Raw genomic sequence first — 11767 nt, forward strand, 5'->3', positions numbered from 1 at the left:
TGGCGCCCTTTTTTTGTCTGCTTTGTCTGCCCGCTTTCCCCTTAACCTTCTTCCGGACGGACCTCATCTTCCAGTGCATCCACCATGAACTGGGGCATCGCCAGGGCACCGTGATGAACCCCGGAATTATAGTATCGGGTCACGAACGGCCGGTTGTTGGCATCTTCCTCGCGGAAGTATTTGATCGGGTTTTCCTTGCTGGCCATGGTGCAGCTCCACCAGCCGGTGGGGTAGACCGGTTGCGGGAATGGCATGGTCTGCACATGCTCGAATCCGGCCTTACGCATGTCCTCGTGAATGCCCTTGATGATGCTGTCGGTGTGCAGCAGCGGTGATTCGCTCTGCTGGACAATAATGCCGCCTTCTCGAAGCGCCAACATGGCATCCCGGTAAAAATCCAGGGCAAACAGGCCTTCGGCCGGGCCGACAGGATCGGTGCTGTCGATAATAATGAGGTCGACACTGTTCGGCTCAATGTCCCGCATCCACTGGATACCATCTCCGAAGAAGAAATTGGCGCGCGGGTCACTGTTCGCTTCGCAAAGCTCCGGAAAATATTTTTCCGACATGCGGGTTACCCGCTCGTCGATTTCCACCTGCCAGGCTTCCTCAACGCCCGGATGCTTGAGCACCTCTTTCAGGGTGCCACAGTCACCGCCGCCGACAATCACCACCTTTTTGGGGTCCCGGTGGGTGAACAGGGCCGGATGGGTCATCATTTCGTGGTACAGGAAGTTATCGCGGGTGGTCAGCATCACGCAGCCGTCCAGAACCATCAGGTTGCCGAAGGTCTCGGTCTCGTAGATCTCCAGTTTCTGGAACGGTGTCTGCTCCTCGTGGAGCTTCTTTTTCACCTGAAGGGAGAACGCTGTCCCCTGATCCTGGAATACCTCGGTAAACCAGCCGTCATTGAGTGCTGTCATGTCTTGCCTCCCGATGTGGGCCATGGGCTGTGTTAAAAGGGCGTATTGTAGGGACGCCTTACCGTGAGCTAAAGCGATAATCGCGGCAACCGGCCAGATATTTTCCCTGCCCGGTTCTTTTAGCCCGTGGCGGGAATCCATACAATGTCGGCCAGAAGCCGGCTGCCGAACAATTCCCTGCCGGCCAGTGTTTCCTGACAGGATAGCAAGCATGAGCGAAGCCAGCGCCACCCCGGCCCACAAGGTTTACAACATTGCCCACTGGAGCGATGGCTACATAGGTGTCAACGACCAGGGACAGGTACTGATTCGTCCGGATCGGGGCCAGAGCCCGGCACGGATCAACCTGCCGGAGCTGACCCGAACACTGACCGACTCCGGGATTCAGTTGCCGGTGCTGGTGCGCTTCGTTGATATCCTGCACGACCGCGTCAACAAACTGTGCAATGCCTTCAACAAGGTCGCAGAAGAACATGCCTACCAGGGCCGTTACACAGCGGTCTACCCGATCAAGGTCAACCAGCAACGCCGCGTGGTCGAGGAACTGCTGGCCGCCGAGCCCGCTGCCTCTAAAGGGCAGATAGGCCTCGAAGCAGGCAGCAAGCCGGAATTGATGGCGGTGCTGGCAATGTCCCAGCAACCCGGATCGGTGATTGTCTGCAATGGTTACAAGGACCGGGAGTACATCCGTCTGGCCCTGATTGGGCAGACTCTCGGCCACCGGGTGTTCATCGTGGTCGAGAAAAAATCGGAACTGCCACTCATCCTGGAAGAGGCAAAAAGCCTGGGCGTTTCACCGCTGATCGGAGTTCGGGCCCGGCTGGCCACCATCGGCAAAGGCAACTGGCAGAACACAGGTGGTGAAAAGTCGAAATTCGGACTGTCTGCCAGCCAGGTCCTGGATGTCGTCGACACCCTGCGCGAGGCGGGTGCCCTGGACACCCTGCAACTTTTGCACTTCCATCTTGGCTCCCAGATTGCCAACATCCGTGACATCCAGACCGGTCTCCGGGAATGTGCACGCTTCTACAGCGAGTTGCGCCAGATGGGGGCCCCAATTGGCACGGTGGACATCGGCGGTGGCCTGGGCGTGGATTACGAGGGCACTCGCTCACGCAGTAGCTGCTCCATGAACTACAGCGTTTACGAATATGCCTACAATGTCGTGCATGTTTTGCAGGCAGAGTGTGATCGCCACGGTACGCCTCACCCGGATCTGATCAGCGAATCCGGCAGAGCCCTGACCGCGCATCACTCCGTGCTTGTGACCAACGTGATCGACCACGAAGCACCGGAAAACCGGACACCGCAACAACCGGGGGCCACCGCCTCTGCGCCGCTGCACGATCTCTGGCGCGACCTTGAAAGCCTGCAGGACACAAACACCCCCCGCTCACTGGCTGAGATCTACCATGACGTACTCCACGCCATGGCCGATGTTCACGCCCAGTTCGCCCACGGCGTTCTGTCGCTCCAGGAGCGGGCGGATGCTGAAACCCTGTACACCCGCTGCTGCCGACTGCTCCGGGATCAGCTGGACAGCAGCAACCGGGCTCACCGGGAAATTATCGACGAACTCAATGAGAAACTGGCGGAAAAACTCTTCGTTAATTTTTCCCTGTTCCAGTCACTGCCCGATGTCTGGGGCATTGATCAGATCTTCCCGGTTATGCCGATCAACGGCCTGGATCGCCCCCTGAACCGGCGGGCAGTTATCCAGGACATTACCTGCGATTCAGACGGGCGTATCGACCGCTACGTCGATGGCCAGGGCACCGAAACAACCCTGCCCTTACCCGAAGAACGGTCGGGCGAGCCTTTGCTGATGGGCTTTTTCATGACCGGCGCGTATCAGGAAATTCTTGGCGATATGCACAACCTGTTCGGCGACACCCATTCCGTGGATGTCCGCCTGACGCCAGAAGGCGGTTACGAGATCAGCGCCCCCATCACCGGGGACACCGTCGCCAAGGTGTTGCGCTATGTGAACTTTGAACCCGAGGCCCTGATGGAGGCCTACAGGGGCAAGTTTGCCGCCTCCGCCCTGGCAGCGGAAACCCAGGCCGCGCTTATGGCAGAGCTGGCCGCCGGCCTGGATGGTTATACCTACCTCGAGGAATAGTTCTCGTCAGAGTTACTGATGCTCCCGACGCCAGGCACTGGGAGAAACGCCTTCCCACTTGCGGAAGGCACGGCCAAAGTTGGAGGGGTCACTGTAGCCCAGAGCGTCGGCTATCTCATCAATGCTCAGCTCATTGCGGCGCAGCAGTTCAAGGGCTCGGCGGTGGCGAATGGAATCCTGCAATTGCTGGAATCGCACCCCTTCGGAGGCCAACTGTCTGCGCAGCGTCCTGGTGGACATTTTCAGGTGTTCCGCCACATCCTCCAGGGCCGGTAACCGCTGGCTTCGCCCCGTCTCGAGCAGGCGCACCACCCGGTCCGAAACCGACGTGGAACCCTCTATGAATCGCATTTCCTCCTGACACTGGGCTTCGGCAATCCGACGGGTCACCGGATTCGACAGTGACATGGGGGAGTCGAGAAAAACCCGTTTGAACCGCAGCTGGTTCACGCCACTGCCAAACGCAATCTGGCTTCCAAACAGCTGTCTATAGGCCGAGAGATCGTCAGGCTCAGGAAAATCCAGCAGGCATCGCCCGCCATCCAGTAGCCGATGGCCGAAAAGCAGGAGATTCACATCCATCAGTGACGCCATCACCACATCAACATTGAACCGGTACAGGTCCTCAATGCTGTGCGCCAGGTCCAGCTGGATCACGGCCTCATGTTCCTCCACGAAGAACGAAAGGCTCATGTAGACAAAGCGGATCTGGAAATATTTGATCAGTACCGTAAGCGCCTGCTCAAGGGTATCGCAACTAATGGCTGCCTGGGCCAGCGAGCCGTGGGTCGTAAACTTCAGCCGCTTTCCAAACTCAAGCCCGAGGGCTGGATCACCACTCTGGACAAGCGTTTCGCGACACAGGGCACTGAACTGCTCGACAGTAATGAAATTGTCCGGATGACCAAGCATGGATGGGCGAATACCGGAAGCCGACAATAGCCGGGACCGCTGCAGGCCACGGTCCTCCGCCAACTGGCAGAGGATATCCGCATAGTGCGCCCGGATAACGGGCAGGTTTCCGGTAAAGCCGGGAGCATTCATGGAGGTGTTTGTCGTCCGGAGTCGATTTATTGCTCAGACTAGACCGCTCTGCCGATTCCGGCAATCACCTGCGAGACGATCAAAAACCGTCGCTGGTGCCAGCTTTCTGTGTTTTTTTCCACACAGGCTGATCCACCTGATTCACCGATCCGTAAACCTAGACACTGACAAACCCGGGACGAGTGCATAGAATGATGACCAGAACAAGCTCAAATCATGCGACTGTCAAGGAGCGTCCGGTGACCACACTGGATCAAAAGCCAGCAAGTTCCGAGGGCCGCAAGGACCAATGGAGCCAAATGCTGCAGAAAGTGGGCAAGAACCAGGACCGCGAAGCGTACCACGCGCTGTTCGAGCATTTTGGCCCGCAAATCAAGTACTACGCCATGGCGAACGGTCTGGCGAGTCATGCGGAAGAGCTCGTGCAGGAAGTATTCGTGTCGATCTGGAGACGCTCATGCCTCTACGACTGGCGCAAGGCGGCGGCATCAACCTGGATTTTCACCATCGCCCGGAACCAGCGAATCGATATGCTGAGAAAGATGCAGCGTACCAGTGCTGAAATGCCGGTCGAGACAGAAGACCTTTGGCAGATTCCGGGTGAGAACGAAAACGAGCCGGTCACTTCTTTGCACCGTCTCATGTCCGAACGGCGAATCAGGGAATCCCTGAGTCATCTGCCGGAAGAACAGATTACGGTCATTGCCAAAGTGTACATGGAAAACAAGTCGCACCAGATGGTTGCGGACGAGTTGGACATTCCTCTTGGCACCGTGAAAAGCCGGGTTCGCCTGGCATTGAATAAACTGAAAGTGATTTTGCAGGACCAGAACGTATGACACGGCACCATCCCGACAGCCTGAGCCTGATGGAGTACAGCGCAGGTAACCTGAGCGAGCCCCATGCCCTGTGCATCAAGCTCCACCTGGACAAGTGTTCCCACTGCCGCAGCCGTGTGGACACGCTTGATAGCCTTGGGGCTGTGATGATGGAGCAGCAGCCAAAGGTGACTGTCTCTGAAAGCATGTTCGACAGCATTCTTTCAAAGATCGACAGCGAGCCGGCAGCTGAGCCGGCAGCAGCGGCTGCCCCGAGGGTCAGCGCCCTGCAGAAGCTACTGGGTGAAGATCTCAACAGCTTGCCGTGGAAGCGCCAGCTGGGTGATGTGAGCGTCCTGGACATCACCGACCGGTTCCCCGGTCAGAAAGAACAGGTTGTACTCCAGAAACTCGCTGCCGGCGGCAAAGCGCCTGCCCACACGCATCGCGGCGAGGAAACGACCATCGTCCTTCAGGGTGCGTTTGCAGACCAGAAAGGGGTGTTTAACCAGTGGGATTTCGTGGTCCTGAACGATGAGGACGAACACAAGCCCGTAGCGGTTGGTTGCGAGGACTGTATAACACTCTCCGTGTTGAGTGCTCCGGTGAAGCTCACGGGCACCTTTACCCGGATGCTCAATCCCTTTATTCGGTAACCTTCCGCCGAATGACGGACACGAAAAAGGGGCGATGGAAATCGCCCCTTTTTTGTAGCCGACACCAGGGTTGCCCGAACTACCAGGGCAGCTCTGTACCATCCCAGCTCAGAAACTTTCCGTTATCGTCTTCCCCCAGTCCATCGAGCACCTCCAGAAGGTTGGTAGCCGTCTCCTCTGGAGTATGCACGTTAAGCTTGGCGAGAGATTGGCTGAACGGTTCGCTCAACGCCGACTCAGTGGTGCCCGGATGCAACGAAACACAAGCTATCGGTTTGCATCGCCGGGGTAATTCGATGGACAGGTTACGCACCAGCATGTTGAGCGCCGCCTTGGAGCTCCGGTAGGCATACCAGCCGCCAAACCCGTTGTCGGTTATCGAGCCAACCTTGGCGGAAATAGCCACCACCCGTTTGAATGCCCGATGTCGCAGCCATGGCAATAGCGCCTGGGTCAGCAATCCGAAACCGGTTGCGTTGACAGCAAACGCACGCGCCATACTCTGCGGATCGAGGTCTTCAAGGCGCTTCTCCGGGAACATATCCGGCCCGTGAAGCAGCCCCGCGGCATAAATAAAGCTATCAATCCCATCCTCCCTGTTTAGCAGCGATTCCAGTGCCTCGGCAATCGCACCGGGCGCGGCACTGCTTTCGGCATCCCAGGGCAGCAAAGTGATGCGCTGATGGCTGCGCAAAGCGTCCGGCGCATTCTCCGGATCACGGCACAACCCGATCACCCTGGTTTGGGAATCACGCTCAAGCAACCGGCTTGCCAAAGCGCCACCGATTGCGCCGGAAACCCCGGCTATCAACACTTGTTTCATTTGATACCTCCTTGGTTCAGGAGGACATACGAAAATTCTATCGTCCAGACTGCCAAAACGGTGAACCAGCGCATTAAAACGGGCGTATGAAACCAGTGTTCAAATTATCTTCGGGTCGCTGCCGAATGCTGCAGCGCTCCCGTTAAAACGGCGCACCTAGGAGAGTATCCATGCAATACCAGGCTCCGGCGAATGACCTTCGCTTTCTGTTGTTTGATGTATTGGGCGCAGACCGGCTGCATGAGCTGGAAAAATACGCAGATGCCACCCCGGATCTGATTTCCGCGGTTATTGACGAGGCTGGCAAGCTCGCCGCAGAAGTCATCCAGCCCACCAACCAGGTCGGCGACCGGGAAGGCTGTACCTACGATCCCGAGACCCGCTCGGTGAAAACGCCCGAAGGATTCAAGGATGCCTACAAGAAGTTCGTTGAGGGCGGCTGGACAGCGCTGGACGCACCGCTTGAATACGGCGGCCAGGGCCTGCCCCACACCCTGAAGTTCGTGGTGGACGAAATGGTCTGCTCCACCAACCTCTCCCTGGGCATGTATCCGGGCCTGACCCATGGCGCCATCAGTGCCCTGCACGCACACGGGTCGGACGAACTGAAAAACATCTATCTGGAAAAACTGATCTCCGGCGAGTGGACCGGCACCATGTGCCTGACCGAACCCCAGTGCGGCACAGATCTTGGCCTGATTCGCACCCGCGCCAACCCGAACGATGACGGCAGCTACGCCATCGAAGGTACCAAGATCTGGATTACCGGGGGCGAACACGACCTGGTGGACAACATCGTGCATCTGGTTCTGGCCAAGCTGCCCGGCGCGCCGGATACCACCAAGGGCATTTCCCTGTTTGTGGTACCCAAGTTCCTGCCGGAATCCGGGGAGCGAAACCCGGCCTTCTGTGGCGGCCTTGAGCACAAAATGGGCATCAAGGGTTCTGCAACCTGCGTCATGAACTTCGAGGGCGCCAAAGGCTGGCTTGTCGGCGAGCCGAACGATGGTATGCGTGCCATGTTCACCATGATGAACGAGGCGCGCCTGATGGTTGGTATGCAGGGCCTGGGCCTGGCCGAAATGGCCTACCAGGAAAGCCTCGGCTTTGCCCGTGAGCGCCTGCAGAGCCGTTCACTGAGCGGCCCGAAGAACCCCGATGGTCCCGCAGACCCGATCATCGTGCATCCGGATGTACGCCGAATGCTGATGCGCCAGAAAGTTCTGAACGAGGGCATGCGTGCTCTGGCCCTGTTTGCTGGCCACCAACTGGATCTCTCTGTCGCCCATCCAGACGAGACCGTTCGGGAATCCGCGGACGATCTGGTTCAACTGCTTACCCCGGTGGTGAAGTCGTTCCTGACAGACGAAGGCTTCAACAACGCCAACACCGGGCTGCAGGTACTGGGTGGCTCGGGCTTCACCACCGACTGGCCGCTGGAGCAGCTGGTTCGTGACGGCCGGATCGCCAGGATCTACGAGGGCACCAACGGCATTCAGGCCATGGACCTCGTGGGCCGCAAGCTGAGTCTGAAAGGCGGTCAGTTGGTGCGCACCCTCTTTGGCACCCTGAGCGGATATCTGAAGGACAATCCGGAAGCGCCGCACCGTGAAGAGCTGAAAAACGCCATGAAGGCGCTTGAGACAGCCACCATGTGGCTGGCCAGCAACGCACCGAAAGATCCGGAGCAGGCGGGCGCCGCCGCGACACCGTATCTGCGCCTGATGGCGCTGACGGTCATCGGTTACCTCTGGTCCAGGATGGCAAACGTTGCCAACGAACAGCTTGCCGCCGGCGAAGGTAACAAGCCCCTGCTCGAGAGCAAGGTTGTCTCTGCCCGCTTCTACTTTGAAAAGCTGCTTCCGGAAGTCGACTGGCTGCTGGGTGACATTCAGAGTGGCAAGGACAGCCTGATGGCGTTCTCGGACGACCACTGGGCCGCGTGATCCGCTATCCGGCCAGTGCTCCCAAGGCCTGGCCGGAAATGACCGATCAATGACAGCTTGTGACCTTCAGGTGAATGCACTGGCCATTGATAATGATCACGTTGATTAGTGTCTCTGAACTAGTCCCGCCCAGCTCCCCGTCGGACTGGGCACTTTGAAAGCCACGCCCTGCGTGGCTTTTTTTATGGTCCTTTTTTGTCTGTGCGGTCACTGGGTTACAATTGCGATCTTTGATTCTGTCCGGTCTGCGACCGGACCTGCACGGGGACACCATGAACGCCGACGATTACGCTTTCCGCTTTGGTGGCATCGAACGACTCTACGGGCGCCGGGCCCTGGAAGCCTTTCGTCACGCCAATATTGCTGTGGTCGGTCTTGGCGGGGTCGGGTCCTGGGCCGCTGAAGCCCTGGCCCGAAGTGGCGTTGGTACCATCACCCTGATCGACATGGACGATGTCTGTGTGTCCAACACCAACCGCCAGCTCCACGCCCTGGAAGGCCAGTACGGCCGTACCAAAACCGACGCCATGGCAGACCGGTTGCGGGCGATCAACCCGGAAGCCGACATTCGGGTGCATTTCGGCTTCCTGACCACGAAGAACGTCAGCGAGCTGATCACCGAAGACATGACCGGGGTGATCGACGCCATCGACAGCGTCAAAGCCAAGGCCGCCCTGATTGCCCACTGCCAGCGCCGGAAAATTCCTCTGGTCTGTGCCGGCGGCGCAGGCGGACAGATCGACCCCACTCAGATCCAGGTGGCAGACCTCAGCAAAACAACCCAGGACCCACTGCTGGCCAAGGTTCGAAACCTTCTGCGGCGGGAATATGGCTTTTCCCGGAATCCAAAGCGGCGCTTTGGCATTGAGGCCGTATACTCCCTCGAGCAGCTGACGTATCCTGCCGGAGACGGGGAAGTGTGCCTGCAGAAACCGGCCACCGACGGTCCGGTGCGCCTGGATTGCGCCTCCGGCTTTGGCGCCGCCAGCCCGGTGACCGCCAGCTTCGGTTTATTTGCGGCTTCCCGACTCCTGAACCGGATTGCCCGGCGCGCCAACCAATAGATCAACGGAACTGAAACCATTATGCCAGTCAGCACTGTCCTGCTTCTTGCCAGCATTGGCGTTTTATCATTGTTCTGCCAGTGGCTTGCCTGGCGCGTGCGTATGCCCGCCATCCTGTTCCTGCTGGCTGGCGGCATTGCCGCCGGGCCTGTTCTCGGCTTCCTGTCCCCGGAAGTGGTTTTCGGGGACCTGCTGTTCCCGGTCATTTCCCTCGCCGTTGCCATCATCCTGTTCGAAGGCAGCCTGACCCTGCGCTACGAGGAAATCCGCGGCCACGGCAAGATGGTCCGCAACCTCATTCCGGTAGGCTCCATTGTCACCTGCATCATCGGCACCCTTGCCGCCCGGTGGCTGCTGGATGTCTCCTGGGCGGTCGCCCTGCTGTTTGGCGCCATCTCGATTGTCACCGGCCCGACCGTGATTGCACCGCTGCTGCGGTCCGTACGACCGGACTCCAAACTGGCCAACATACTTCGCTGGGAAGGCATCATCATTGACCCGGTCGGGGCACTGCTGGCGGTCCTGGTGTTCGAGGGGATTGTCTCCTGGGGCCAGGGCAACGTGTTTGGCCACTCGCTGTACATATTCGGCAAGACCCTGGCCGTGGGTTTCCTGATGGGCGCTGGAGCCGGTTATCTCAATGGCATCGTGTTGCGCAAACACTGGATTCCCCAGTACCTGCATAACGCCGGCACCCTCACCTTCATGCTCGGCGTGTACGCCATCTCGAACGAACTGGCCCATGAGTCGGGCCTGTTGACGGTGACGGTGATGGGCATCTGGATGGCCAACATGAAGCAGGTGCCTATCGAGAGCATTCTGGAGTTCAAGGAATCCCTGAGTGTTCTCCTGATTTCGGCCCTGTTCATTATTCTGGCGGCGCGGGTTGAGTTTGCGGCGATTGCCGAATTGGGTTGGGGCCTGGTGGCTGTGCTGGCCCTGCTGATGCTGGTAGCCCGCCCCCTGAGTATTTTCCTGTCGGCCATCGGCACCAACCTGAACTTGCGGGAAAAGCTATTTCTGAGCTGGATCGCCCCCCGGGGCATCGTCGCGGCCGCGGTGTCAGCGCTGTTCGCTTTCCAGCTGCAGAAGTTGGGTTATGAGAGTGCCGGCGCCCTGGTACCCCTGGTGTTTATGCTGATTATCGCCACCGTTACTCTGCAGAGCCTCACCGCACGGCCGGTTGCCCGCCTATTGAAGGTCGCGGAACCAGCGGAATACGGCTTCCTGATCCTGGGCGCCAATCCGGTGGCCCGTATGATTGGCATGGCCCTGAAAAAGTATGAGGTGCCCGTGACCCTGGCGGACACCAACTGGGAAAACGTCCGTCAGGCCCGCATGGAGAACCTGCAGGTGTACTTCGGCAACCCGGTTTCCGAGCATGCATCGACCCATCTGGACCTGACAGGCATCGGTAAGCTGCTGGTGATCTCCCCGTACAAGCACATGAACTCACTGGCCACGTACCACTTCCTGGACTGGTTCGGAAACAAGTGCGTGTTCAGCCTGGCCGAAGGTGATCAGGACCAGAAGGCCCGGCATCAGACGGCTGAAAAAATACAGATGACCCGGGGCCTGTTCGATGGCGTCAGCTACGCCAAGCTGGCCAGTCTGGTGAGCCAGGGCTACACCGTAAAGACCACCCAGTTGAGTGAGGAATTCGGTTACGAGGAGTTCCTGAACAAATACCAGAACCAGGCCCTGGTGCTGTTCACGTTCGACAGCAAGGAACACGTCGCCCCGGTTTGCAGCATGAAAGACCTGAAACCGGAAAACGACTGGATCCTGATCAGCCTGGTACCGCCCCAGGCCCGCAAGGAGCGCAAGGAGAAAGAGGGAGGAGAACCATCGGCCAGCCAGGATCAACCGGCCGATCAGGAACCCTCATCGACAATCTAGCACCAGCTTGCCGCGCACGTGCCCGCCTTCCAGCAGTTCGTGGGCCTGCGCGACATCGTCCAGCGCGAACGCTTTTTCGATGTGCACCTTGACGTCACCGTCCTCAATCAGCTCGGCAATCTCATCCAGGTGAAATACGTCGGGACGCACAGTCATGCCATGGGCGCGTAAACCCATTTCCTCGGCAGCACTGATGATTTCGTCGGCGGTAACCGTCGGGATGGTCACGAGGACTCCATGTTCGCCGAGGGTGTGCAGGGAGCGTTTGCCGGTATCACCGCCAACAAGGTCCAGTACCACGTCCAGACCATAGCACTCTTCGGCGATATCCGTGTTGCGGTAGTCAATCACCTCGTGGACCCCGAGTTCCGCCAGGAAATCCCGGTTACCGGCCGAGGCCGTTGCAATGACATGGGCACCGCGCTCCAATGCAAACTGCACCGCAAAATGCCCCACGCCACCGGCGCCGGCG

General features: G+C 58.8%; 10 protein-coding genes. 6 read left to right on the forward strand and 4 right to left on the reverse strand.

The genetic code is table 11. The features are described from left to right. Positions 1-41: 41 nt before the first annotated feature. Positions 42-923 carry a polyamine aminopropyltransferase gene (gene speE, locus B2W52_RS12615; RefSeq protein WP_008173265.1) on the reverse strand — a complete coding sequence of 294 codons (882 nt, stop codon included), beginning with the start codon at positions 921-923 and terminating at the stop codon, positions 42-44. 211 nt (positions 924-1134) lie between these two features. Between speE and speA the strand changes: the two genes are divergently transcribed. Beyond that, a complete protein-coding gene (speA, locus tag B2W52_RS12620) occupies positions 1135-3045 on the forward strand; it encodes a biosynthetic arginine decarboxylase (RefSeq protein ID WP_273018329.1) in 1911 nt (636 codons plus the stop codon). A gap of 12 nt (positions 3046-3057) precedes the next feature. Here the strand turns inward: speA and B2W52_RS12625 are convergent, their stop codons facing one another. Then, positions 3058-4089, reverse strand: coding sequence for an AraC family transcriptional regulator (locus tag B2W52_RS12625; protein WP_273071549.1), 1032 nt, complete (start codon positions 4087-4089; stop codon positions 3058-3060). 239 nt (positions 4090-4328) lie between these two features. Between B2W52_RS12625 and B2W52_RS12630 the strand changes: the two genes are divergently transcribed. Next, on the forward strand, positions 4329-4928 hold the full coding sequence (locus B2W52_RS12630; protein ID WP_039881993.1) for a sigma-70 family RNA polymerase sigma factor: 600 nt from the start codon (positions 4329-4331) through the stop codon (positions 4926-4928). Then, positions 4925-5563 (forward strand): ChrR family anti-sigma-E factor, encoded by a 639-nt coding sequence (locus B2W52_RS12635; protein WP_053114198.1) that lies wholly within the window; start codon positions 4925-4927, stop codon positions 5561-5563. Before B2W52_RS12630 ends, B2W52_RS12635 begins: the two co-directional genes overlap by 4 nt. Before the next feature lie 79 nt (positions 5564-5642). Here B2W52_RS12635 and B2W52_RS12640 read toward each other — a convergent pair whose 3' ends face one another. Further along, positions 5643-6386, reverse strand: a complete 744-nt coding sequence (locus B2W52_RS12640) for an SDR family oxidoreductase (RefSeq protein ID WP_053114195.1) — start codon at positions 6384-6386, stop codon at positions 5643-5645. A 170-nt stretch (positions 6387-6556) separates the two neighbouring features. On the opposite strand from B2W52_RS12640, the gene B2W52_RS12645 reads away from it, so the two are divergent. From B2W52_RS12645 to B2W52_RS12655, 3 genes are all read left to right on the forward strand, one after another. Further along, the gene (locus tag B2W52_RS12645) at positions 6557-8332 is read left to right on the forward strand and encodes an acyl-CoA dehydrogenase C-terminal domain-containing protein (RefSeq protein WP_273071551.1); all 1776 of its coding nucleotides are present in this window, start codon (positions 6557-6559) and stop codon (positions 8330-8332) included. Positions 8333-8604: 272 nt separating this feature from the next. Next, positions 8605-9396 carry a tRNA cyclic N6-threonylcarbamoyladenosine(37) synthase TcdA gene (tcdA, locus tag B2W52_RS12650; RefSeq protein ID WP_169702126.1) on the forward strand — a complete coding sequence of 264 codons (792 nt, stop codon included), beginning with the start codon at positions 8605-8607 and terminating at the stop codon, positions 9394-9396. Positions 9397-9417: 21 nt separating this feature from the next. Then, entirely contained in the window at positions 9418-11295 is a 1878-nt protein-coding gene (locus B2W52_RS12655; protein ID WP_092033151.1) for a cation:proton antiporter, read from the forward strand. Here B2W52_RS12655 and B2W52_RS12660 read toward each other — a convergent pair. Continuing rightward, the coding region (locus B2W52_RS12660; RefSeq protein ID WP_286803375.1) for a zinc-binding dehydrogenase at positions 11281-11767 on the reverse strand (487 nt) is incomplete at its 5' end. The two genes, B2W52_RS12655 and B2W52_RS12660, sit on opposite strands and share 15 nt — an antisense overlap.

It is taken from the genome of Marinobacter sp. UBA2498 (assembly GCF_002341575.1).
In the GTDB taxonomy this organism is placed as follows: Bacteria; Pseudomonadota; Gammaproteobacteria; order Pseudomonadales; family Oleiphilaceae; genus Marinobacter; species Marinobacter manganoxydans.